Annotated in this window: 22 protein-coding genes and 1 pseudogene; 13 read left to right on the top strand and 10 right to left on the bottom strand. The window is 55.5% G+C overall.

Features of this window, described 5'->3' with window-relative positions; all coding sequences use genetic code 11:
* Window positions 1-27: 27 nt before the first annotated feature.
* The 3 genes from ACIPZB_RS06520 to ACIPZB_RS06510 all read right to left on the bottom strand — a co-directional run bounded on the left by ACIPZB_RS06520 (window position 28) and on the right by ACIPZB_RS06510 (window position 6,307).
* Window positions 28-663 carry an HAD-IA family hydrolase gene (locus tag ACIPZB_RS06520; protein ID WP_336089556.1) on the bottom strand — a complete coding sequence of 212 codons (636 nt, stop codon included), beginning with the start codon at window positions 661-663 and terminating at the stop codon, window positions 28-30.
* 99 nt (window positions 664-762) lie between these two features.
* Entirely contained in the window at window positions 763-5,028 is a 4,266-nt protein-coding gene (locus tag ACIPZB_RS06515; protein WP_400639479.1) for a hypothetical protein, read from the bottom strand.
* A gap of 646 nt (window positions 5,029-5,674) precedes the next feature.
* Window positions 5,675-6,307: an HAD family hydrolase gene (locus tag ACIPZB_RS06510; protein WP_400639478.1), complete on the bottom strand. Its 633-nt coding sequence runs from the start codon at window positions 6,305-6,307 to the stop codon at window positions 5,675-5,677.
* Window positions 6,308-6,411: 104 nt separating this feature from the next.
* On the opposite strand from ACIPZB_RS06510, the gene ACIPZB_RS06505 reads away from it, so the two are divergent.
* Complete coding sequence (locus ACIPZB_RS06505; RefSeq protein ID WP_400639763.1) at window positions 6,412-6,600, top strand: hypothetical protein; 189 nt, start codon at window positions 6,412-6,414, stop codon at window positions 6,598-6,600.
* Window positions 6,601-6,712: 112 nt separating this feature from the next.
* Here the strand turns inward: ACIPZB_RS06505 and ACIPZB_RS06500 are convergent, their stop codons facing one another.
* Window positions 6,713-7,123: a helix-turn-helix domain-containing protein gene (locus ACIPZB_RS06500; RefSeq protein ID WP_400639476.1), complete on the bottom strand. Its 411-nt coding sequence runs from the start codon at window positions 7,121-7,123 to the stop codon at window positions 6,713-6,715.
* A gap of 332 nt (window positions 7,124-7,455) precedes the next feature.
* On the opposite strand from ACIPZB_RS06500, the gene ACIPZB_RS06495 reads away from it, so the two are divergent.
* The gene (locus tag ACIPZB_RS06495; protein ID WP_400639475.1) at window positions 7,456-7,674 is read left to right on the top strand and encodes a hypothetical protein; all 219 of its coding nucleotides are present in this window, start codon (window positions 7,456-7,458) and stop codon (window positions 7,672-7,674) included.
* On the opposite strand, the gene ACIPZB_RS06490 is transcribed toward ACIPZB_RS06495, so the two are convergent.
* Window positions 7,632-8,129 (bottom strand): SH3 domain-containing protein, encoded by a 498-nt coding sequence (locus ACIPZB_RS06490; protein ID WP_400639762.1) that lies wholly within the window; start codon window positions 8,127-8,129, stop codon window positions 7,632-7,634. The two genes, ACIPZB_RS06495 and ACIPZB_RS06490, sit on opposite strands and share 43 nt — an antisense overlap.
* 461 nt (window positions 8,130-8,590) lie before the next feature.
* Here ACIPZB_RS06490 and ACIPZB_RS06485 point away from each other — a divergent pair, with 461 nt between their 5' ends.
* Window positions 8,591-8,821, top strand: coding sequence for a hypothetical protein (locus ACIPZB_RS06485; protein ID WP_400639473.1), 231 nt, complete (start codon window positions 8,591-8,593; stop codon window positions 8,819-8,821).
* A 24-nt stretch (window positions 8,822-8,845) separates the two neighbouring features.
* Window positions 8,846-9,529, top strand: coding sequence for a metallophosphoesterase (locus tag ACIPZB_RS06480; RefSeq protein WP_400639472.1), 684 nt, complete (start codon window positions 8,846-8,848; stop codon window positions 9,527-9,529).
* A gap of 130 nt (window positions 9,530-9,659) precedes the next feature.
* Here the strand turns inward: ACIPZB_RS06480 and ACIPZB_RS06475 are convergent, their stop codons facing one another.
* The gene (locus tag ACIPZB_RS06475; RefSeq protein ID WP_400639471.1) at window positions 9,660-9,896 is read right to left on the bottom strand and encodes a hypothetical protein; all 237 of its coding nucleotides are present in this window, start codon (window positions 9,894-9,896) and stop codon (window positions 9,660-9,662) included.
* Window positions 9,897-10,225: 329 nt separating this feature from the next.
* On the opposite strand from ACIPZB_RS06475, the gene ACIPZB_RS06470 reads away from it, so the two are divergent.
* Together ACIPZB_RS06470 and ACIPZB_RS06465 are read left to right on the top strand one after the other, a co-directional pair.
* Window positions 10,226-10,543 carry a hypothetical protein gene (locus ACIPZB_RS06470; protein WP_400639470.1) on the top strand — a complete coding sequence of 106 codons (318 nt, stop codon included), beginning with the start codon at window positions 10,226-10,228 and terminating at the stop codon, window positions 10,541-10,543.
* A 656-nt stretch (window positions 10,544-11,199) separates the two neighbouring features.
* The gene (locus ACIPZB_RS06465; protein WP_400639469.1) at window positions 11,200-11,682 is read left to right on the top strand and encodes a hypothetical protein; all 483 of its coding nucleotides are present in this window, start codon (window positions 11,200-11,202) and stop codon (window positions 11,680-11,682) included.
* Between the two features lie 43 nt (window positions 11,683-11,725).
* On the opposite strand, the gene ACIPZB_RS06460 is transcribed toward ACIPZB_RS06465, so the two are convergent.
* On the bottom strand, window positions 11,726-12,262 hold the full coding sequence (locus tag ACIPZB_RS06460) for a hypothetical protein (RefSeq protein WP_400639468.1): 537 nt from the start codon (window positions 12,260-12,262) through the stop codon (window positions 11,726-11,728).
* Window positions 12,263-12,611: 349 nt separating this feature from the next.
* Between ACIPZB_RS06460 and ACIPZB_RS06455 the strand changes: the two genes are divergently transcribed.
* Window positions 12,612-13,727, top strand: coding sequence for a hypothetical protein (locus ACIPZB_RS06455; protein WP_400639467.1), 1,116 nt, complete (start codon window positions 12,612-12,614; stop codon window positions 13,725-13,727).
* 826 nt (window positions 13,728-14,553) lie between these two features.
* Entirely contained in the window at window positions 14,554-14,883 is a 330-nt protein-coding gene (locus tag ACIPZB_RS06450; RefSeq protein WP_400639466.1) for a hypothetical protein, read from the top strand.
* A gap of 1,202 nt (window positions 14,884-16,085) precedes the next feature.
* On the opposite strand, the pseudogene ACIPZB_RS06445 reads toward ACIPZB_RS06450, so the two are convergent.
* Window positions 16,086-16,322 (bottom strand): annotated as a pseudogene (locus ACIPZB_RS06445) (IS3 family transposase); the annotation flags it as partial.
* A gap of 8 nt (window positions 16,323-16,330) precedes the next feature.
* Between ACIPZB_RS06445 and ACIPZB_RS06440 the strand changes: the two are divergent.
* Window positions 16,331-16,846: a tyrosine-type recombinase/integrase gene (locus tag ACIPZB_RS06440; RefSeq protein WP_400639761.1), complete on the top strand. Its 516-nt coding sequence runs from the start codon at window positions 16,331-16,333 to the stop codon at window positions 16,844-16,846.
* Between the two features lie 263 nt (window positions 16,847-17,109).
* Here the strand turns inward: ACIPZB_RS06440 and ACIPZB_RS06435 are convergent, their stop codons facing one another.
* On the bottom strand, window positions 17,110-18,033 hold the full coding sequence (locus ACIPZB_RS06435) for a LysR family transcriptional regulator (protein WP_400639465.1): 924 nt from the start codon (window positions 18,031-18,033) through the stop codon (window positions 17,110-17,112).
* Window positions 18,034-18,389: 356 nt separating this feature from the next.
* On the opposite strand from ACIPZB_RS06435, the gene ACIPZB_RS06430 reads away from it, so the two are divergent.
* Window positions 18,390-19,766, top strand: a complete 1,377-nt coding sequence (locus ACIPZB_RS06430) for an MFS family transporter (protein WP_400639464.1) — start codon at window positions 18,390-18,392, stop codon at window positions 19,764-19,766.
* A gap of 52 nt (window positions 19,767-19,818) precedes the next feature.
* On the opposite strand, the gene ACIPZB_RS06425 is transcribed toward ACIPZB_RS06430, so the two are convergent.
* Window positions 19,819-21,114 (bottom strand): dicarboxylate/amino acid:cation symporter, encoded by a 1,296-nt coding sequence (locus ACIPZB_RS06425; protein WP_400639462.1) that lies wholly within the window; start codon window positions 21,112-21,114, stop codon window positions 19,819-19,821.
* Between the two features lie 412 nt (window positions 21,115-21,526).
* On the opposite strand from ACIPZB_RS06425, the gene ACIPZB_RS06420 reads away from it, so the two are divergent.
* The 3 genes from ACIPZB_RS06420 (at window position 21,527) to ACIPZB_RS06410 (ending at window position 23,877) form a co-directional block, all read left to right on the top strand.
* Complete coding sequence (locus ACIPZB_RS06420) at window positions 21,527-22,057, top strand: thiamine pyrophosphate-binding protein (RefSeq protein ID WP_400639461.1); 531 nt, start codon at window positions 21,527-21,529, stop codon at window positions 22,055-22,057.
* Entirely contained in the window at window positions 22,045-22,641 is a 597-nt protein-coding gene (locus ACIPZB_RS06415; protein WP_400639460.1) for a thiamine pyrophosphate-dependent enzyme, read from the top strand. The genes ACIPZB_RS06420 and ACIPZB_RS06415 overlap by 13 nt, the downstream gene beginning before the upstream one ends.
* Before the next feature lie 72 nt (window positions 22,642-22,713).
* Window positions 22,714-23,877, top strand: a complete 1,164-nt coding sequence (locus tag ACIPZB_RS06410; RefSeq protein ID WP_400639459.1) for an acyl-CoA dehydrogenase family protein — start codon at window positions 22,714-22,716, stop codon at window positions 23,875-23,877.
* Window positions 23,878-23,905: the final 28 nt, after the last annotated feature.

The raw sequence follows: 23,905 nt of genomic DNA, 5'->3' as shown, positions 1-23,905 counted from the left end.
AATTCCAGCCGCTTTCTATGCAATCACTCAGCCTAACAACTGAGTCAGCGCACGGTAGTCGGGGCAAAGGTGGAAATTCGCATCACCGACAAACCTGGAAAAGTCAGTATCTCCATAGCCCGCTACATGGCAGCCCGCGAGCAGTCCTGCCTTAACACCAGATAGGCTGTCCTCTACAACCAGGCACTTTTCGGCTGGAAGAGCCAAACGCTCCGCCGCATGAAGCATGATTTTAGGGTCAGGCTTCCAGGCTTGCACCTCATATGCGCTGATGATGGCCTTCTCGAAGGCAGGATAAAGGCCAACAGCTTTGAGGCAGGTTTCGATCTTGATGCGAGGCCCATTGGAAGCCACACATGCAGGAATTTTGAGCGCCTTTACAAACTCGATTGCGCCCGGCATGGGCTCCAAGCTCCTTTCAAAGAGAGGGATGCTCCGCGTGCGAAATCCAACCGTGAGAGCCTCGGAAGAAAGCGTAGGGTAGAGGTCACGCAGACCATCTACGAAGAACTGGAATTGGGCACCCCGAAATCGGATGAGTACCTCAGCAGGTGACATCGCAACATCCTGCTCTCCCAGCAACTCACTCAACAGCTGCGCTGCAAGGCGTTCGCTGTCTACCAGGGTGCCGTCGCAGTCGAAAATAATGCCGTGAATCGTCATAGGTATTTCGCTAGCTCCTCTTTGACCAGCTTACCGAGCACCTTTTCTCAAGCGATAAAGAGCTCATCCCAGGCATCGTGCTTCAATAAATGAGATTTTTCATACCTCTGTATCGCCAGTCCTGACCCGCGCTTCCGCTTGCCCGAGCGTATCAACCGAGGCCTGCTCCCGGATGGCATTCTTAGCCTGCAGTTCTAACTCGTCAGGTGCCCGCTCAGAAGCCTCCGTTTCACTCTGTGGGTCGTCAGGGGGTAACACTTGAGCCAGAAGCGCGCTGTGGTCATCCAAGGTGTAAAGAGGAGCGATGCGCAGGAAAACAATCTGAGCGTTCAGTTTCCTAGGTTGTTCCGGTCGCTGAGCGGCCTGCTTGGTACTAATCAGCATACGCCTGATGAGCGCGAAGTAGGTGGGTGTAAACCCATAATCCTCGAGATAGGCGAACCCTTTCAGGCTACGTTCTAGAAATTCTGTGGGGCAATGTGGATGCCGGAATAGAGGCTCCAGAAGATGCGAAATCAGCTCAAGCATCATTGGAAAATTACACCTGCCGGTTACGAACAACTGGCTGATAAATCCGATTACCATGAATGCTGCAGAGTCAAAATCTACAGCAGGTGCCGCGAGGTAAAGCCGCAAGCTTCTGATGCCCATATTCGCGAAGGCTAGACCTTGATCCATCATCGCGATCAGACTCGGAATGTCTACTGAGACGAAGCTGCGGCCTGCTGCAATCAGCTTGATCAGTGCGCAGGAGTATTCAACGCGCCTAAGCACACCAATATCCTGCATCCCTTTGAGCAGCATTTGAGTCGATGCCGAGTGCACACCAAGTGCCAAGGCCAGTTGAAGCATCCGCGCATCCAGAGAGAGCAGACCAGCGTCGTACTCTTTGCACAACATCAGGGACGCATGCTCCTCCACATCAAGTACGTCCCGTAGCCGATCTAGCTCAGGCGTCGGATGGAGTGGGCCATAGCAAGGCACCACGGTGCAAAAACTGGAAATCGCAATATCGATACTGCTTAGGAAAGCTTGCTCGCGAGCGTGATCATCTTCGGTTTCCTCATGGAATCCCAGCTGCCCCTCATGGGTGAACATCGTGCCGCGCTTGCGGAAGGCCGACGACATTTCGATCTTCATGTCGAGCGATCGTCTAGTTGCGGTGCTGACATAGACTGTCGCCAGGTGACCGAGCACATCCAAAAGCCCCAGCATCGCCAGCTGGGTCAGCATCGACAGATCAACTACCCAGGTGGAGCCATTGAGAGAGCAGGGCAGGACGTCGTGACCTGTCCCCACGACAGTAGAGACTTGCAAGGACGGGCCATCCAGAGGCCAACCCCGCACGAGATCAATGATGTCTCGCCCCAAGCGATTCGCAACCAGACCTAGGGTAAGCGGATTTTGCTCATAGAGCTTGAGTATGCTCTCACCTTGGGATTGATGCTGATCGAGATGCTGTAGGAAGACATTGAAATCCATCTCACCATTGGCATCGGTCGGGATTCTCATCGAAACCAAGGTCTTGCTCGGAACGACGGAGTCCCGAACCCGATTATGAGAAAGCTCCATTAGCCGCTGGTGAATCGTCATGATGCGCCTCACCTCTAAAACCTGCGTGCCCATTAGGTAACTGAACGTCACCTTCTCCGATACGCCTAGGCCGATCAGGCCTAACGCAAACTCCGAATCCGGTGCGATAAACTCACCTACGGATGGATAGTGCGTGTCTCTACCATCGATACTGACATGCCGGATTTCCCCATGCTCGTCAGCCAGCTCTACAGATGCTCCGGGCTCAACTACAGCTAGCGTCTGCTTAACCATGCCCATGATCGAGTCCGCTTCTTCAGTCAGCGTCAGCATCACCTTGACGTGGGTCGCTGCCAACTCAACGTCTTCAAGGTTATTTCGCATGGTGTGGGCAATACGAGCGAGTCCTTTTTCTGCTTGGCCATGGCGCATCTCGATGTTGGCCAACAACAGCAGGTCTGTCGGTGAACCTGCAAGTTCCGACGGAATCTCTGAAATGAGTGCGTTCAGGTCGACAACCCCTTCGCATGCGGCAACCCGGATCAACGTGAGCCAGGGGTTAACATCTTGGCGGTGCTCAGAAACTGTTAACTCCGCAATCTCGCGCATGCGAGCCCAGTCACCGGCACTGTTGAACAGAAACAAAGCCTGTTCCCGGGCTTCAGGCGACTGCCGCCAGGCAGTTGGCATAGAGTCGAGTAGATTTCTCGCCTGCGCATGGCGACCCACCAGGATGTAGCAGTGCAGCAAATCAACGTGCAGCGGCGTAAATGACTCGGCTGGGAGCAGCTTTTCGAACAGAAAAATTGCATCTTCATATCGGTGAGCACGAAGCATTGCTCGAGCTGCCATTGCTAGCTCTTGAGGCTCTGTGCACGCTGGCGCTAGCTCTGCGATTCGATCTACATACTGATTCCGAAGTGCGTCATCGTCTTCGTATGCTCGACTGGCGAAGCACAGGTCAATGACGGAGGTACTGGCCGGAGAGAAATCACGCTCGGCAAGCTCCTTGCGGACGGTTGCCGTATCTGCTGACTGCAACAGCATCTCCCAACTGAGCCGCCGAAGCATGGCCGATACACGAGTCACAATGTCAGACGGAGTCCGCCTTGCCGCCTCATTACGCGCTACCTGTAGAAGTTCATGACGGGACTGGGCCATGCAGGCATGACCAAAGCGGAGCAGGGACTCATCAGGCAAAGTATCGATCACAGCAGAGAATTGATCGGTTACCTCCCTCCAGCGTTGGAGGTCGCACATAGCCTCGACTTCAACCCGAGTCACAGCGGTCGTTATGCTGGCGCCCTTTGTTTTGGCTTGCTGAACAAGCTCGAGCGCTTCCGCGGGACGCTGCAGTAACACCATCGCGTAGGCTAGATTAGCGATAACCTCGCTCACTGTCTTAGCGCTTTGCGAAGCCCAGATCGTATTGTCTCGATCATCAAAGCAAGCCATAGCGTCCGACAAGACTGCTACCTGATGAGCAGATAACGACCTCAGGTTCACTCGCGCCTCATCTTGCGTTGCGAGGCGGATGGCGAAGCGCAGGTAGGACTCAAAGATGAAAAACGTGCAGTCCTGCTTTTCCATCGCTATACGAATGAAGCGAACGGCGCCTTCATCGTCATCCATACCACTGAGAGACGATGCCAGAAGCTGCCATGCCGATGCCTTGTCAGCAAAGATGCTTGGAATTTCGTCCTCGCTCGTCAACCGCTCTCCGGCAAGTAGCCGAGCGTTGGTCGTCACAGCCCAGATATGAAAGGACTCAGGGAACCGATCTAGCAATACGCGACCGATATCTACCGCTGCTTGGTACTCCTCTCGCAACATTCGTGCGCGAACCATAGCAGCGGCTATTCGATCATCTGAGTCACAAAGGCTAGCGGCGGTATCGAAATCCGTCGCTGCGGCTTCGTCAGTGCCTAGGTGCCAGAGGGAGAGTCCACGCAGTAAATACCATCTGGCCTTCTGGTGATCGTCGAAGTCCTTCAGGTCGCTCTCTAAAAGCTCTAATTGCTTCAAGCTGTCTTGGTATAGGTGCTCTCTCTGCCCTTCAGTAATCCGATCCAATTGTCGCGATATGAATGTGTCCGCTGATGATGCAAGGGCCGAAGGCAGATCGTCTGACATGATCAAGCCTTGAGCAGTTGCAGAAACGGAACGCAGTTCACCTAGGTGGCCATCAGTATCTGGAGTCAAGGTGAGGGCAGCTGCCAGCTTGCCGCCGCCACCAGTGAGCCTCAGGCCATTCTCTGCGTGGAAACCCTTCCAAATTGAACGAGTGTGTTGGAACTCCAGGGCCAGGGCGCCCAGATGACGCTGTGCTGTTGCCTCCGAGATTTCGCCTGCAGAGCTATTGAGTTCTGCGCATGCAGCCTGAAGCGAGGCCCACACATCACTGCTCTGGCGCGAGAAAATCCGCTGGCTAATGAGCTGCTTTTGGTTATCGACTTCTATTGAGCTGTCGGAGTCCAAGTCATGCGGCATGAACTTGAGATGAAGAACGAATGGGTATAGGTCGGCCTTGTCCATCTCAGAGCCAGTCTGGAGCTCCACTGCCCGCTTGATCGCAGCGTACGCTTTACGGTTGCTTTCGTTACTAAATCTCTGAGCATGGACACGCACATACCAGTCATCAGCTGAGGCAGACACCATCGCGTAGCGCACAACCTCTACAGCACCTTGCATTGAGGAGCTGCTTGAAGCGTGATACACGATGAGCAGCTCATCTAGGTTGCGCTGAAACCCTGGCTTTCTGAAGTCTGTCCAGGCGAGTCCAACCGCCTCGTTGAAGATCTTGTTGTCGGTGGGTTTCAGCGAACGCTTCATTTGCAGACGCTGTTTTGCGGTCTGGCCAGTGAGGGGATGCAACAAATCGATGATCAGATCATCTGTGTCATGATCGAAAAGTCGCCCTTGGAAAAGTAGCCGGGTGATGACATAGCCATCCCGTGCACCTGGGCATTGCGAACCAAGACACAGAGCAAGCAGGCGGACTGCTTGGACACGGCGCTCGAATGACCCGCCACGATCGCCGGTGGATACCGGACTCGCAACATTTTTTCGGCCGCCTTTAGCAGCCGCATCATTAGGGGCTGGAGCTACCCTTGCGGGCTTTTTCCTTGGAGCCTTGGCCATACCTGGTTCGCAATCCTGAGGTTCGGGCGTATTTTAACGGTCAGCGCGTGCGGTGCGTAGCCGTTTTGCACCGAGATCGCATGATGACCTCTGATTACTCAAACTTGGTTTCCCAATGTGTTTGCAAGGATAGTGCTGGCGCCTATCAGAGCCTGGGGCGCATGTGGGTGCTAGACGCCCTCGACTGTAGGCATCGTGTTCATGCCTATATTATTTTTGATTCCCCAGCCGCGGCTGTCTGAGTCCGATACTGAAGAGTTGTTCATCAATCCAAAGCTTTAGCGTGGCGGCTTTCAAATCTAATGTCGTTCGAACCTACCAAGCGCGCTGGCCGTTGCTAGGATTGCTCGACAACCAGTTTCGCGAATTGCATTAGGTCTCGGATTGCTTCAGTTCCGGATCGATTTAGATAGAAGCCTTTGATGCCAATAGCTCGAGGCCCATCGCGATCGCACCTTGGTGAATCTCCGATCATTGCTACCTGAGCCGCATCTTCGAACAAGTGGCCAGGAACTACCCCGAGATCGTGGCACACGGAGCGGTAGATTGTTGGGTCAGGCTTGATGACCCCGAGCTCGTAGCTGAACGCGTAGGCGTTGAGATCTGGCAGTAGCCGCTTCACCGCCGGCCCGTAGGGTGCAGCAAGATTGCTGCATATGGCAGTAGCGATGCCGTGCTCATGCAGCAGGGCGATCGCATCATGTGCATCCTGGAAGACCTCAATCGAGTCGATCTCGCGCTCAAGAGCTGACTCAATTGCAGCCATGCGGGACGGTGCAACCTGGATGCCGAGCAGGTCAGCAGCATCTCGAATCCGGGCGTTGAGGGTCATCAGTCTGTGGAAATCCACTGAGCAGGGGCGACGGCCATGCTTGGCACCTTCACGCAGCAACTGGCGAAATGGATTTGTGTGCGTACCGATTCGCAGGGTTGTGCCGAATGCGTCGAAGATCACTGTTGTGATTGCCATCCGTATCTCCGTGGTCGATCTGGCGGATGCGAGAGTACACTAAGCCCTCAGATGCAGGATGCCACACCGTTGAGGGTGAACAAGTGAAGAGAACGCTGCTGGGAATGGCTGAAGCCGGCGAGCCGCTGCTCAGGCAAGCGCTTGACGCTATCCGAGCTCAGAACGACGCTCTCGCTCATGGGCTGCCAGCAGAAGAAATCGAACGCCTCCGACTGGAGGCTCATCATCTCTACCAGACAGTTATCGACTACCAATTGCACAGCGCCGGCACACTGGGTGAGTCAGTTCATTGATTGAGGCGAAAAGTGTGACAATTCGCCAAATCCGTGACGACATCCAGTTGGTTCCCCGGCTCCCCACTGAGCAAGCGTGACGGTATGCAAGGGGTTGAGCGAGGCCGATCTTTTAGTCCGCGAATGCTAGTTCCGCCTGCCTAGACTCCCTCATGCCTAAGTGAGTCGTCTTAGGAGCGTTCATGCGAGGGCGGCGAGCAGCGTCGAGTCCTTCCACTTTGATACGAAGGCCTGGAAGCCCACCATCGCGCTGCAGCTCTGAAAGCTCTTCCGTTAGCTTTGACATCAGGTCTACTGGCGTTCGACCTGTGTCTTCACTGAGTGTCAGGGTAAGGAGCGTCAACGGGCTGAGTTCTAGCCGGTTACTGATCTGTCCGAGCTTATCCAGGGTGATGCTGGATTTGCCTAGCTCGAGTTTCGAAAGGTACGTACGGCTTGTTGTGTCGGCGAAGTCACGCTGACTGATGTTGCGCTTGTTGCGGAGCGCGCGGAGTACGCTGGCGAAGGAGGTCTTTAGAGTCATGACGCTTGCTCATCGGCTCGGGCGTAAATGTGCATTTCCTTTTGCTCCGTTCAATGAAGAGGCGGCCACCTGGAAGGCGCTTTCGATAGCAGGCTATCTATGGTTTCAGAGCCTACCATGATTGGTAACTAGGACAAACGACGCGTAGACCTAGATCTGGGACGCCACAATGGTGCCTACGCTTCCTCCACTCAAGGAGCGTATTTTGAACGTTGGTGCGCTGATAGTAGCGCTGCCAAAATACGACCCGGCGCTATCAGTGCTGAACACAGTTCACCGGAGTGATCACGAGGAAGAAGGATCTCAGTAAGGTTTTGCTACCCGACCATCCGATGTACACCGATGCAGTGGATGCTTTGAAACGCTACCACCAGGCTCAAGCCGACGGTGTTACGGGGACTGAGCTTGAGCGCCTTCGTCTCATGGCGGAGCACCAGTTTCAAGCAGTCACCGACTACCAACTGCACGCGCTCGGTGGGCCAGCAGAGCTGAGCACTAGAAGCTCCTGCTACACGCCGTACCGCTTGTTCCCTCCAGAGGTGATGCAGTAGCGACCCCCTCTTGGGCCTATACAGATTCGACCAGAGGAGCAGGGACACGATGAGCCAATTTCGGGCGTGTTGATGCGCGCTGGTTGGGGAGCCGGGCGGTCACTTTTAGGCCGCGGGGTGGCAAAGCAGTTGGAACCGCTGCAGAGGTTTCTGGAAGAAATCCATCGTTGCGGTTGGCCATCGAGACTGATGCGCGCCCATTCCTCTTTCTGCTCATAGACCTGCACCTTTTCCCCACGCTTCAGGCTGGATATCACTTTACCTCCTGGTTGAGCGCGCAGATTCAGCTTATCCGCGTTGACGAAATGCTCAGGTGCTGACGCTTGTGTCGGTTGTGGTGCTGGTGATGAGGTTGATGCCAAAGTGCTTACCGGTGCCTGGCTGACTGACGGCTCAGTTTTGGGCGTGTCCTTCTTGCCAACAGCCCAGCCCACCACGAAGAGAACCAGCAGCATCAGAAACCATGACTGACCATTTTTGCGCATATCCTTTGCACCCTCGAAGTGAGATCTGTCCTTTACAAGCAGTAGTCGGCGGGATCGCCGCACCACCGAACGGCTCAGTTCGGCAATGTACGCCTGCAGAGCGATTTTCCATCCGCCATCGCTGAAGATATTCAGCTTAGCCGAGCGGCACGGATGGGAAGGGCAAGCCGTCTAGGCGGTCTCGATCAGTCTCGTAGATATCACCAGATGAGAGACAACAAGCGGAGCGCGCCGGCGTGACGGATGGACGCCCGAAGCGACGAGACGTCGCGTACGACGATCGCTCGGTTCACGACAGCCGGCTCCGAAAGGACACGCCCACGCCCTCGCGGCTACCTGTCGTAGTAGAATCCTCCGAGCTGACGTTCGGATCGTCTTTGTCGCCGGCACATGAAGCATTTTAAGGAGCAACACCTGTGTTCAGGACGTTCATGGATTTGATCTTCGTGGTGAGCGTGGCTTTGACTGTACTCGCGCTCATCCTTATACCGTGTGTGATCCTGTGCCTCGGAGTGCTGCTCGTGCTCGGCATCGATGACAGGTTTGTGAGCCCCATTGTGGCTTACATTGCGTTTCCACAGGCCGTCATCATCAGCGGGTATTTGCTGCTTCACTACTGGAGGCAAATCACCGAAATTATCAAGTCGATGACACCATGGTGATGTAGGAATGCGTGGGGGAAGCGAGTGATTTGGTTTCTGGGTGACGTACACGGACGCTTTGATCATGTCATCAGGTTGGTGAAGCGTGATCGTCCTGAGGCAGTGGTATTCCTGGGTGACCTCGAATGCAGTTTGCCCTTGGACATGATCCTGCGCCCGATCTTGGAGCTGACAGAAATCTGGTTCATTCACGGCAACCATGACACGGATCGTCCGGCCTACTGGCATAACCTCCATGGCTGCGGCCTCTCTGATCGCAGCCTGCATCGCCGGGTAGTGGAGATTGCTGGCCATCGTATAGCAGGCCTGGGTGGCACCTTCGAGTCGCAAATTTGGTTACCAGGTAGCCCCGATACCGGCATCCAAAATTACGGGGACTTCCTTCAGCACCTAGCGCTCAGGCCACAGCAGGCAGACATACTCGCGACGAAAAGGCAGCACGCGCTGTCAGCAATTTACCCGGATGATTACTTCTCGCTCGCAATGGAGAAGGCGGATATCTTGGTCTGTCATGAGGCCCCTAGCTGTCATCCATACGGACACTCGGAGATCAATGAGCTTGCCCACGCCATGGGGGTTAAAATGGTCGTTCATGGCCATCATCACGACTGTCTGGATTACAGGTTGGATTGGCCGAATCTGGGGTTTGAGGCTTACGGCGTTGCGTTCAGGTCGGTCATGGCTGTAAACGGCCAGGTCATCCTCTGACCGATATCAATAAGCTGTGGGCGCAAGCGGAGCGCGCCGGCGTGACGGATGGAAGCCCGAAGGGTCGAGACGTCGTCGACGACGGCTTGATTCACGACAGCCGGCCCTGGCAGGGCACGCCCTCATCGCTCTACAGGTCTTTCAACATCCGCTCCAATGTCTGATGCTCCCAAGTCGACAGCAAAGCAACCGGATCTGTTCGATCACCTGGGTCGAATTCCCAGCGCTGCCCATCGGGACTCACACATCTCTCGCAGTAGTCCAGCTCATCACAGTCGTTGTAGATCGTGATTCGCCATCCCTCTACATCGACCTCGAAATGGCAGGCGTATAGCTGTTCCCAGGACTCGTTACCGACCTTGGCCATTGTCCGGCGTCCAAGCACGACCTCTCGCAGCACCTGGCAGACTTCCCGAGCAGTCAGCGTGCCTAATGGCGTGTCGTTGTAGTTTTCTGTATGGTGTTTTTGCGTCGGCTTCTGCTCATAAAAGGTCAGCGTTGATGAAGCACGCAGGTTCGCGTGCTTGCTCTGAACTGCAGAACAGATCAGGTTAACACGAGAAGCCTCAGATCCCCCATCGAGCGGCTGCCCGGGCGGTGCATGGCCGTGAGGAGTACAAATGTACTCGCCATCTAGCTGCAGTCTTCGAAGCGTTTTGAATGTCGGTCATGTAACCACACACGAGATCTGCCCCTATGCATCCAACAACGCCGGACGGTCGCTACCTCGTAGTCAATGGTCAGCTCTGGCGCTGCAGCAACCCCGCGTTGCCTGATGAGGAGCGTCAGCACCTGGTGCACGACTTGATGGAAGCCCGGCGAGCCGTGAAGGAAGCCAAAGCACTGGGTGATGGCGACAAGCTACATGCCGCTCGAGCAGCGGTGGACTTGGCGAAAGTGGCACTAGGGGAGAGGGGCCCGGTGTGGTGGGATGACGGTAGCCCGGACTACAACCGCCACAAGGCGATCAACACGCCCTACGCTGAATGGTACCGCTCACTGTCCGAGCCATAGCGATCATATGCTCGGAGTTGATTTATGGCGTCATGGCACACAGACACTAAGATGGCACCTGACGAAGCGCCATCTACCTTTCTTCATCGAGTTCAAGGCGCCCGTCAGCGGAGAAGATTGCGTCTGCGCAGCCGTGGACGCAATTCCTTAGTGACGATCTCCCCCGACAGCGAAACGGAATCTGCTGTCCAGAGAGATTATTGCTAGGAGATAATTATTGCTTAACCATAATTTCAAATAATTATTCGCCCCCTAATCGGCCCGACCACTGCGCTCGCACCACGATCACCAACCAATCTCGCTAGCTCTTCGACCGCGGCACGCAGTGCGTCCTGGTTGTGGCTTAAGCGCTCAAGGACTTCAGCGGATGTCCATAGCTCTTTCATGAATAACGTGTCTTGGTGAGATTGGCGGTAGACCTTTAATCACGGCTTCCCTCTCATCTGAGGCGAGGGTTGGTATAGTCATCGACACTTCGGGCTCGAAGAGGCCGGCTGAATCGTTGCGAGGTTTTCTTAATGAGTTTGTATAACGAGCCTTACGAATGTGGCTTGGAGGTGGGTAGGAAATCACGGACGATTCAGTCAAAGATTGACTAGCTAGATTTGCGTGCTAAACCTCAAACTACTAGCAAAAAATAATAGCAGAGGCTATGCATGTCCAATGATAACCGACCCAAGCTAAGGCTCATCAAGACAGGCTCCAAGTTAAGCATGCCTTTGTTTCGCAATCCGGCGAAGGTCGAACTTGCGCCTATGGCATTGTGCGAGCCAGCGGATGCTTGCCAGTCCACATCTGCTAGTCCTTGGCCGCACAAAATTTCATTCGACCTGCAGTCCATTGATGCCGGCTCACTGCGCGGAATCATAGACGTCGCCCATGAGCCATCAATGCTTCATCCGGAGGCTGAGATGATCGTAGAATGGGCTTTCCGCTCGGGCTGTCTCGACCAAAGCATCAGTAAGCGGGCCGTGTGGGAAAACGTAAGGGCTAAGTGCCGGGAGGCGGGCATTAAGTCTCCGCCCTACCAGGCTGTGGCCAAGCGCATTGATTGCTTGTTTTCGCTTGAGGTGTTGCGTTTCCACCCGCTGACCCGCGAGAAATACGCGCGAAACTCTGGCGATGAATCTGTGGATTAACCCGAACCTGTCTTTGCCGTCTCCACATTGCGAATGGCTGATTTCATGTCGCTCCACCCCACGTACTCCATGAGCGTTTTGATGCCCCAGCCTGAGCTTGAGGCCCACGTGGCAAATCACTCCTGGATACTTGAGCAGACTGAAGGGAGACAGCGCTGTCGTCCGCAGTAAACGAGCTTTTGACTGGGATCGCTTTCATTCCAAGAGCTGCCAGGCGGCGATCTTCCTGTTCCTTAGCTTCACGATCCTTGACCATCTTTTGCAAGAGGACACTCCCGGTCGCGGCTTCGGGTGAGCCTGGGTAGCGGGAGGTTAACGCTTCCAAAGCGGCTTTTGCTGCTGTTTCGTTCCCGGTATCGACCGCTTTTCTCACCTGCGCCAAGGACACTGGCGGTGTCTCTTTGAGAACCTTATTTTCCTGTTCAAGCTGGCTGATCCTACTGTTCGCAGCTGCGATCTGTGTCTGAAGAGATTTGACGTCTCCACGAAGACTCTCCGCCTGCTTTTTATAGGCTTCGCCCCCATCCCCACATCCGGTAAGAGAGAGTACCAAGCAGGCCACCACCAGATCATTTCTCACATCGAACTCCTTGAGCTACCAGCTTCCACGTAGATGGCAATTTACCATCATGCCGCTATTGTCGGAATGGGATTCGCAGTCGAATCAGGGGATCAGCCCGTTTCTTGGCGCGGCTTGCGCCTCCGGTGCGAAGCTGTGCTAGGAGTGCTCGTAGCATACAGTGCAACCATATTGGAACTCCTCTTGCCGAGCTGAGATCTTGGACTACATTAACAAGAGGCTGCCTCGCCTAAGCTCTGGTCGACTTGAAGAGGTTATCCGCCAAACACATCCTCCCAGCATCTTATGACTCACCTGTCTTGCGACAGATAAAACGACCAGCAGCAAAACAGGGCTTGAGGATCATGAGATGGCCAACATTCTCACCCACGCTGCTCGTCATGCTAAAGCGGCACTCCTTGCTGCAGGCATTGAACTGGGGCATGCGAAAATTCAGGAAGTCCTGGCTGCGCTCCTTGGCTACCACACCTACAGTGCACTGAAACAGGAAGAGGATGATCAAGAGCTCGAGCATCATCTGTCCGATGCAGAGTTCGTCATTCTCCATCAAGAGTTAGGCGTATGCCGTGCTGCTGACGTCTCCGAGCTTCCGGGTGAGGTGGTACCCAGGTGCATCGCGGCGCTGGAGGAATGCCTGGCAGTTCGGGTTCTCCCAAACACGGACGCTTACCTTGAGCGTCATGGAACGGCGGCAGCAGTCGCAGCTTTGACAAACCTCTCGACGCAGGGATTGCACCTTGGGGCAGATTGGAGCTCGAGCGTTAAGCCGAGTACTGGCCTACGTTTCTCAGTTCAGCAGCCTGTCTGGGAATCGCGTCATTTATGGCACGTGCATGCCCATGTCTCATTGCAGAGCATCGCTCCTGTAGCGGAGCCTCTGAAAATCGATGTAGTACTGCTATATGCGAAAGCGGGCCGCTCTGGCTTGATCTTGAAGGGGGTTAAGCCAGTAGTGGATACCACCGCGACGATTGGGTTCATGCGAGTGGATCTGTCGGTTCAAAGGGATGACGCTTCACTTGTTCGACCTTGGGTCGCTATCGTCCTCGATACCTACTCCGATACTGTCTTGGGAAGCGCTGTTTCATTGACCGATGATCTAGCTCTGCTAGGGGTCAACGATTTGACCAACGCAATTAATTCGACTGCGCCTGGTGATAATGAAGAAGGAAATGGAAGCAAAGTTTACCGCATTACCAAGCTCGAGATCGATCACTCCTATGCTTCTGCGAGGGTGAAAGAAACGGCCCAGTTAGCTGGGATTGAAATCATTGACCGCAATAATCGCATTCAGTGGAGGGGACGAGCAGAAGCCATCATGCGCAGTATTTATATGCCCACAGCGAAGAACCCGCCGAGCCTACTTAGAGTGAGTTCTCTTTCCGATATTGAAACGGTGACGGAAGAGCAATTTGTGCAGCTTTTCCAAATAAGCTGCAAGCACACGCCACGTCGGCCGGTGTAGGCGGGTTACACCTGTACAGCGTTCTAAGTGCAACGCGGTCATACGCAGCTACCTGTGTGGGAGCCATGTTGCAAGTCAGCAGCTTAGCCGGTCATGAGGGAAGGGCGCCGAGATCTCGAATCTATCGGAAATTCGGGCTCGAAGAGACCGGCTCATAGCGAAGGGCACTGAGAAGAAGTGGTCGCATAGGTCTGGAGCACCAAGCCGGGCGCCCATCCTGGTTGCGATCAAAACCTCGGCCTTAAGTGATTTCGCTTCCACACACAGACTGTGAGCCTGCCTCTTGTGCTTTCACCACCTCACCAATAGGCCACCGGCCTGTGCGAGCCACGCAGACGCGGGCAAACGCCGTAATCTCGAAGAAGAGATTAAACATAAATTGCCAGCGTCAGGATAAGCATGGCGAAGGCCAGTGCTATGGATGCATCAATCTAGGGCGCCGCGCTCTTGCTGAGGATGACTTCGTATCAACAAACGCTATTAATTGACGCGTGTGCCGCAAAAAAAAAATCCTAGGGATATTTTCTGTCAACAAATAGCTAGTGATGCCAGAAACTCGATTCTTATCGATTAGGATGCAGCTCATCAATAAGCCTAAAATGTCACCTTCCCGCCGGAACGGCGGCTCGATGCCCGTCAATAAACGATTTTATGCGGACTGTTACCGATTCTGAGATGATGACAGCCGACTCAATGCCAGGTGATTTCCTTGCCTACCCACATGATTAATCTTACCTATCGTGACGGCGCCAGATCAGACAGGCGGCACGGGTTGCCCGCTCTGTACGCTACAATTCGAGAAGGAGACCGTGGAGCCAAGCCCCTTATGAACGCCCCAAACCGCCACGAGGCCATACGCCTCGCTCAACAGCGCATATGTGAGCTGGAGCAGGAGATTAGCGTCCTTCAGGAAGGGGAGGAGACGCCAGATGCCGATTTCTCACAGAAGCTCAGCAAGCTGATGAGGAAATACCGGCTCAGCGCAGATGAGGTGATAGCGCTCTTGCTTGTCAGAGGTGATGTGGATCAAAAATCCGTGAGCCTTGAGACCGTGTTGAAGCTTCGGTACATCCTGGGGCTCAAAGACGTCCAAGCATCACACAGTTCTGAAAAACCTTTTCGGGTGAGAGGCTGGGTCAATGTCGATGTCGAGTAAGCGCAACAGAGCACTGGATGGGCTTGTCAAAGAGGGCTTTTTCGATGTCGAGAGTGTCGCGCGCCTCTTCGAAATTAACAGTGTCATCGGTCAAAAATACGCAGAGGCATGCGCAGAACTAGAGGTACCCAGGGTAGCAAGCATGGTGCGCTTCTTGGCTGAGTTAGATAGCCTAGCGAAACAGCATTCTGTCTCACCTCAACAGGTCATAGCTTTGCTAGATCCTGATCATTTTCAGCGGAAGGGTAAACATCCGAAGGGCGCCGAGCATCAAGAATGTTGAAATAACTCGACTAAATATTCATTTAGTTGAGTTGGAATCGAGCACGCATAAAAAAGAAGGGGAGTCTGGCGTTTATTGCTTATGAATGCAACGAATCTAGGAAGTATTCCTAAGCTTTAGAGCTCCGGCCTCTGTTCTCGATGGTTCACAGCGTGGGCTAACTAGCAGCCTGGCGGTTGAAGTGGCTAGACATCCTATCAGCAATCTGGCGTGGACGCCTCAGCGTCAACTGGCGTTGATTACCTGCATTTGCATAGTGAGCCACAGGCCTCGTTGCTAGCTGCCTGTCATACACAGGTGCCGTAGCGCCTAAATTTCTTCTTGAGGCATTAAGGTAAAAATTGCTTCTTATCAAAGATCTCGGCCATTGGTCAGAAAAAGTGCAGCTCTCAACGGTGCTGTGATTTCATCGATAATTGATCGTGGTTTACCAACGCAAGTCGACTGGTGCGGCTGAGGCTCTGCTAAGCACGATTGAGGTTGCATGTGCGCAGTGGAAACGTACAAAACCTTCTAGATGCGAGGAAGATGTAGCCGAGAAGCAAGATTGCACCCATGGCATCACTGGACAGAACTTAGAAACCGGTCTACCAGGTGCGCACCCAATCTGATCAGCAAATGGGATCAGAATGTGGTTGAAAATGGGCTTAGGCCGATTTACTTCCGCGATTGGGGTCAGAAAGGCTTCCGTGTACTACGTCCTTGAATTGAAAATGGCCATGCTGGAAGGATTGCGTGTGGTGAAATGTACCCTGGGTGTGGCTCACGTGGAATATACGAAGGTTCGCATAATGCATATTATGTTAAATCAAATACTACGATACACAACTCCAACTCTTTCCTTCGTTGCTTCGCCCGGGCGCCGCAGATGTGAGGATCGAGGGAAAGATGGAAAGCGCTTTGAATCGCCCCTGGTTTCCTAGACACTCTCCAAGCTCAGAAAATAGCGTTTCTCATACTCTACTGGCGACAGCTGCATAGCACTGCTGTGTCGGCGTTTAGGGTTATAGAACATCTCGATGTAATCGAAAATATCACTTCGGGCTTCGTCACGCGTTCCGTAGATCTTTCGCCGGATTCGTTCCCGCTTCAAAAGCTGGAAAAAGCTCTCGGCCACGGCGTTGTCATGGCAGTTTCCTCGGCGACTCATGCTGCTATCGTGATATCGCCCTGCTCACAATCGGTTTCTGGAGGGGTTTCCGCGGAGACGAACTAGCTAGGCTCACGATCGAGAACACGCATGCGGAGCGATACGTCGGGATTAGGTTCTACCTAGGATCGAGCAAAGGAGACCGGCAGAACATCGGGCGGGAGTACAAGACACCTTCGTTGAGCAAACTCTGCCCCGTGGAGGCGTATCTCAACTGGATCGAAGCTGCCGGCCTAACCCGCGGCGGTGTGTTCAGGGGCATAGACCGATGGGGCAACATCAGTGATCGCCCGCTTGCGGCCCATAGCTTGATCCCCCTCCTTCGCGACATCTTGGATCGATGTGGCTTGCCGTCCGAGATCTACAGCGCTCACTCGATCCGACGCGGGTTTGCTACCCGGGCTGCTAGCTCAGGTTGGGACATTAAAACGCTTATGGAATACGTAGGCTGGAACGACATGAAATCAGCTCTTCGCTATGTCGAGCCGGCGCAGCAGTTTGGTGGCCTAATCAGGAAGCTGGAGGGATGAGCCAGGGCAGCACCTTTCAGGGACGGTAAGTGACCGTTAGCAAGCGGAAGATGTTTGAAAATCTTCCCCTCTCTTCTCAGGCCGAGCAGTACCACTCAATCCACTTCTTGCATAGACCTTGCCCGCCTAGCAGCGGGCATTCTGTTGCCCGCAATTTCTTTATCGACCAAACCCTCAGTGCAGCACTGGACGTGCAGAGATCAAGTGTGAAATGCACCAAATACGCGAATATGTGGCGTCGCGCACCTGTGCGTGGCCTCAACTCAAAGCATATGCCCTGCCCAAATGCCTTGCTTTACCAGCTCAGATGCAAGCTCAACGAACGTCTCGCCAACATAGCGCGTCGCGGGTGTGACATGGCGGTCGGCAGGCGACACCATCACCAGTTTGCGCATGGGTATCGGGTCCACTAAAGGTGCGGCGCACAACGTGCCGTTTTGCAGGTGACCATAGATGGATGCCAATGGCAGTGCTGTCAGTCCAAAGCCGTGGCGAACCAGGTCAATCATTGCGCCAAAAGAATCAGCCTCCACGTTGGCATTGAGCTTTATGCCGACTTCTGCAGCGCACTGGTTCATGATCTTGCGTAAGCCGTGACGGCCACTCGGCAGAATCATCTGTTGTTCGGCGAGGCTTGCGAAACGCACTGACTCGTCAAGCTTGAGTCCGGCAGCCGGTGGCCCGACGAGCACGAGGTTTTCCATCATCACGGGGGCTATGTGCAACGTGTGAAGCGGCTCCAGGTCATACGATATGGCCAGCTCCAGTTCGCCACGCTGTAGCCAGTCAAGCAGATAGCCACTAAAAGCCGAAGAGAATCGTATCGAGAGGTCCGGGTGCGCCTCACGAATGCGCTTGACCAGGCGAACGGTGACAATTTCAGCAATCGTCGGCGTGGTACCAATCGCCACTGCCCCACGGAATGTACCCTGCACCCCGGCGACAGCGGTGCGGATGGCTTCCAGCTCATTCATGATTCTGGTGGCGTGCTCCAGCACATCACTGCCAGCTTCGGTGATCACCATGCCACGGCCATGCCGCTCGAACAGGTAGACGCCCAACTCCTTTTCCAATTGACGAATCTGTCTGCTGAGTGCCGGCTGAGCGATGTGCAAGCGATCCGAGGCTTTGCTGAGGCTCCCCAGCTCGGCAACATGGATGAGGGTTTTTAGCTGAACGACGTCCATTCACAGACCAACTTTAGATAATTCAGGTGAATCAAAGTCTAAACAGCCCGCCCCTGCACAGCTATAGAATTTCGGCATAACAGTTAGTTGTCCCAGCCCCTTATTGAAGGGCGAGAACTGGCGTAGCTTGAAGTGAAAGTCGGTGCTTGCCACGCCCGACTCACTACAAGAATAAAACCAGAGGGCTAAACCATGTCATCTATCGCCTCTCCTCCCCTGGCAAGACTGAGTCGCGCCGCGACCTTCTCTTACCGGACCCAGCGTCACCGCTGAGATACCCACCTCGTTCATGTCACCTCGCCCGGAGCCCGTTTCTGTGCTCCGTGGGGACTTGCGCCTTGCCAGAGGGTTTCGCCATGCCTGCAACATCTTCAGTCACCAGCACCGGTGCTCCATCCACCTCTCAACCACCAAATCGGGTGCGCGCCATCCTCGGGGCCTGTTCGGGCAACCTGGTCGAGTGGTATGACTTTTTCATCTATGCCTACACCGCAATCTATTTCGCCGCTTCGTTCTTCCCCAAAGGCGACACGACGACCCAACTGTTAGCCACTGCCGGTGTTTTCGCCGTTGGCTTCTTCATGCGCCCACTGGGGGGCTGGATCTTCGGTTGGCTGGCGGACACCCGCGGCCGTAAGGTATCCATGATCATCTCGGTGTTCATGATGTGCGGCGGCTCGTTGCTGATCGCCGTGATGCCGACCTATGAAACCGTCGGCATCGCGGCGCCGATCATGCTGCTGGTAGCCCGGCTGATCCAAGGGCTTTCGGTAGGTGCCGAATACGGGACCGGCGCCACTTACATCAGTGAAATTGCCACTCCGGGACGCCGCTGCTTCTACGGGTCATTTCAGTACTTCACGATTATTGCCGGGCAATTGCTGGCACTGTTCACCGTGGTTGTGCTGCAGCAGACGCTGACCGATGAGCAATTGCGCGAATGGGGCTGGCGCATTCCGTTCTTCATCGGTGCGGTCAGCGCGGTAGTGGTCGTGTACCTCCGTCGCTCGATGCACGAAACCGCCTCGAAGAAGGAGATGCATAAAGAAGGTGCAGGTTCGCTGCGCGGGATGTTCAAGCACAAGCGCGCCGTTGGCCTGGTCGTTGCCTTCACGATTGGTGGTTCACTGTATTTCTATACCTTCACCACTTACATGCAGAAGTTTCTGGTGATCTCGGCCGGCTTTGACGCCGAGACCGTCAGCTTCATCATGACCTCGGCGCTGATCGGCTTCATGTTGTGCCAGCCCCTGTTCGGCTTGTTGGCCGATCGGGTCGGGATCAAGACGCATATGCTGCTGTTCTCTGGGCTGGGCATCCTGATGGTCATCCCGCTGCTGTTCGCGATTCAGAGCACCAATAACCCAATCGTTGCATTTGCGCTGGTGTTTGGCGGCCTGGTCATCGCTTCGCTGTACACACCCATTGCAGGCATCGTGAAGGCAGAGCTGTTCCCGCCGGCAGTTCGGGCGCTTGGGGTCGGTTTCCCCTATGCAATCGGCAATGCTGCGTTTGGCGGCACCGCCGAATACGTCGCGCTGTCGTTCCGTGCAGAGGGCGTGGAGAACTACTTCTTCTTCTACGTCGCAGCAGTGCTTTGCGTCACCTTTATTGCTTCGGTGCTGATGCCTAACCTGACACGGCATGGCTACATCAGTGGTGACGGTAAAGTTGAAGAAAATACCGGCATGCCGGTGAACAAGCCGCAAGTGTCGGAAGCCATTCAGGGGTGAAGCTTGCCCACCGGTGCCTGTCCGATTCGGGCAGACACCGGTGGTTGGCTGGCTAACTGGCCATCGATTTGGCCGCAGGAGCACCCTCGTCAGCTATCTCTGCCTGCGTCTGCGGTTCGGTTGTCAACTCCCCTTCCCACTTCGCCACTACGGCAGTGGCTATCGAGTTGCCAACCGCATTGGTGGCTGATCGTCCCATATCGAGGAAGGTATCGATGCCCAGGATCAACAGCAGGCCTGCCTCGGGAATGTCGAACTGCACCAGCGTCGCGGCAATGACGACCAGCGACGCACGGGGCACCCCCGCCAGTCCTTTGGAGGTCAGCATCAGGGTCAGCAGCATCAGAATCTGCGTGCCGATGGACATCTCAATGCCATACGCCTGGGCAATGAATAACACGGCGAACGTGCAGTACATCATCGAACCGTCCAGGTTGAATGAGTAACCCATCGGCATGACAAAGCTGGATATCTTGCGCTTGACGCCAAAGTGGTCCAGTGCAGCCAGCAGCTTCGGGTAGGCCGATTCAGAGCTGGCCGTCGCGAATGCCAGCAGGAATGCCTCCTTGATCAGATGCAGCAGGCTGAACACGCGGCGCCCCAGGAATAGAGTGCCTGCCAGCACCAACAATACCCACAACACGCCCAGTCCCAGGTAGAAATCGCGCATGAACACCGCGAACGTCGCCAGGATCGACAGGCCGTTGATGGCCACCGTGGATGCCATGGCGGCCATTACGGCCAGTGGTGCCAGCTTCATCACGTAGCCGGTGATCAACAGCATCGCCTGGGCCAGTTCGTCGGTCAGGCGAATCAGCCCTTGGGCCTTCTCCCCAAGGGCTGCCAAGGCAACCCCCAAGAACATCGAGAAAACAACGATCTGCAGGATCTCGTTGTTTGCCAACGCCTCGGCAAAGGATCGCGGCACCAGATGGGTCACGAACCCTTTGAGTGTGAATGCCGACGTCTGCAGGGAGGTGGTCGCGTCTACCGGAGGTAGCGGCAGCGCCAGGTGCTGACCTGGCTGCAGGACGTTGGCCATGATCAGGCCAACCGCCAGTGACAACAACGAAGCCGTCATGAACCACAGCATGGCCTTGCCAAACACACGTCCCACTGCACCTGCATCGCCCATATGGGCAATACCGACGACCAAGGTGGAGAACACCAAGGGCCCGATCAGCATCTTGATCAGCCGCAGGAACACGTCCGACACAATCGAGATATGGCCGGCAATCTCCGTTGCTGAAGCTTTGTCTGGGGCACTCAAAAAGATCGTGTAACCGATGAGCACGCCCAAGCCCATTGCCAGCAGGATCCACCCTGCCAAAGGAAGTCGGAATTTCATGAACCACCTGTAATCAAGTAATGAAGATCGCTTACGCGCTCGCGGCGCATTACGGAATGAGGTAGGCAAGAGAAAGGAGCCCTGTCGGGCAAGCCGAGGTGGGCTGCGAAACGTTGGAAAGTACCGCGAATGCGCGCCAGCGCAAGAAGCGTACGAACATGGTGTTGCCCTCGGACTTTATTGTTGTGGGTACAGCCAAGCGTTCGGAGCGAACGCCGCCGGGCAACCTAGCGCAGTTGCATGCCTTGAATAAGTGCGGTTTGGGCCTATCAGATATCCAGGCTCGTTATAGCTACAGGGGGGATGGTCAAGGTATGCCCGTTCGGCATATCTCAAAGTGAAAAAAGGTAGTCGTCGTCGACACAGGTTCACTCCATGATGAGGCAAAACAAAAGCAGCACGGGAGACACCCATGTCATCGCAAGAAGCTGAACAAAACTGGCAAGAAGACGTGTTCCGCGTCCTTAAGGCCCACGATGTAAAACACGTCGTGTTCGTACCGGATGCCGGCCACAGCGCAGCCATCCGCATGTCCTATGAAGACCCTGATATCAAAGCCGTGGTCCTCACCACCGAGGAAGAAGGCATCGGCTACCTGGCCGGCGCCTGGCTCGGCGGCGAGCGCGGGGCACTCCTCATGCAATCCAGCGGCGTCGGCAACTGCATCAACACCCTGGCCCTGCAGAACTGCGCTGGTTTCCCGCTGCTGATGGTGGTGACCATGCGCGGCGACTGGGCCGAGTTCAATGCCTGGCAGAACCCCATGGGCCAAGCCACCGAAGCCTCGCTGAACTTGATGAAGGTGTTGACTTGGCGCGCCGACAAGCCCGAAGACGTCGCCCCGCTGCTGCACGGCGCCGCCACCATGGCGTTCAACGGTGATTCCGCCACTGCCCTGCTGCTTGGCCAGCGCCTGATCGGAGAAAAGAAATGGGTCAAGTAAGCGCCAACCACACCCTTTGCCGCCGTGAAGTGGTGCGCACCCTGCTCGCAGATCGTCAGGATCTGCTGGTGGTCACCGGTTTGGGTTCAGCCTCGTACGACGTGATGGCCGCAGGCGACCACGACAACAACTACTACCTGTGGGCCGCCATGGGCAGCGCGATCACCGTCGGCCTCGGCCTAGCCAACGCCCAGCCAGACAAATCGGTGGTGGTGATTACTGGCGATGGCGAACTGCTGATGGGCTTTGGCGCGCTGGCCACCGTGTCGCTGCAAAAACCGAAGAACCTGACCATCGTGGTGCTGGACAACGGCCACTTCGGTGAGACCGGCATGCAAGTCAGCCACGCAGGTTTCGGCATCCAGCTCGACCAAGTGGCGAATACCTGTGGCTTCAGCTGGACCAACGAGATCCGCGAGATCGAAGGCGTGCACGACCTGCGTGAACGCTTCGCTACTCGCGAGGGTGTAAAGCTGGCGACCGTCAAGATCAAGGCCGAAAACCCACCGCGCGTGCTGCCGCCGCGTGACGGCTTCTACATCAAGAACCGTTTCCGCGCCGCCCTGGGCTTCCAGCCGACCTGACCGTGCAACACGGGCCGGGCCGGCTCACGACCCACGATCAGCGAGCCGGCCTTGCCCAACTGGAGAATAACAATGAGCGACTACTACAGCGAAGAACTCAATGCCATCCGCGAAGGCGTGCGCGCCCTGTGTGGCGACTTCCCCGCCGAATACTGGCGCAAGATTGACGTAGAAAAAGGCTTCCCGGAAGCTTTTGTCAAAGCCATGACCGACGCCGGCTGGCTGTCGGCCATGATCCCCGAGGAATACGGCGGCTCTGGCCTGGGCCTGGCCGAAGCCTCGGTGATCCTCGAGGAAGTGAACCGCTGCGGTGGCAACTCCGGCACTATCCACGGCCAGATGTACAACATGTTCACCCTGCTGCGTAACGGCAGTGATGAACAGAAAAGCTACTACCTGCCCAAGCTGGCCAGCGGCGAACTGCGCCTGCAATCGATGGGCGTGACTGAGCCCACCACCGGCACCGACACCACCAAGATCAAGACCACTGCCGTGCGCAAGGGCGACAAGTACGTGATCAATGGCCAGAAGGTGTGGATCTCGCGTATCCAGCATTCCGACCTGATGATTCTGCTGGCCCGCACCACGCCGCTGGCCGAGGTGAAGAAGAAGTCTGAAGGCATGTCGATTTTCCTGGTCGACCTGCGCGAAGCCATCGGCAACGGCCTGACCGTGCAACCGATCGCCAACATGGTTAACCACGAAACCAACGAGCTGTTCTTCGACAACCTGGAAATTCCCGCCAGCAGCCTGATCGGCGAAGAAGGCAAAGGTTTCCGCTACATTCTCGACGGCCTTAACGCCGAGCGCACGCTGATCGCCGCCGAATGCATCGGCGACGGCCGCTGGTTCATCGAAAAGTCCGCGCAGTATGCCCGCGACCGCGTGGTGTTCGGCCGCCCGATCGGGCAAAACCAGGGGGTGCAGTTCCCCATCGCCGAAGCCCATATCGAAATCGAAGCCGCCGACCTGATGCGCTGGCAGGCATGCGAGCAGTATGACAGCGGCAAGAACGCCGGCGCCGCCGCCAACATGGCCAAGTACCTCGCCGCCAAGGCGTCGTGGGAGGCTGCCAACGCCTGCCTGCAGACCCACGGCGGTTTCGGTTTTGCCACTGAATACGACGTGGAGCGCAAGTTCCGCGAAACCCGGCTTTATCAGGTGGCGCCGATCTCCACCAACCTGATCCTGTCCTACGTGGCCGAGCACCTGCTGGAACTGCCGCGTTCGTTCTAACACCTGATCCACGTGAAGCTGAAGAGAG

It is taken from the genome of Pseudomonas sp. NPDC089396 (assembly GCF_044749545.1).
GTDB lineage: Bacteria > Pseudomonadota > Gammaproteobacteria > Pseudomonadales > Pseudomonadaceae > Aquipseudomonas.
Note: the sequence above shows the minus strand (reverse complement) of the source record. Positions and strands in the feature narration are given on the sequence as shown.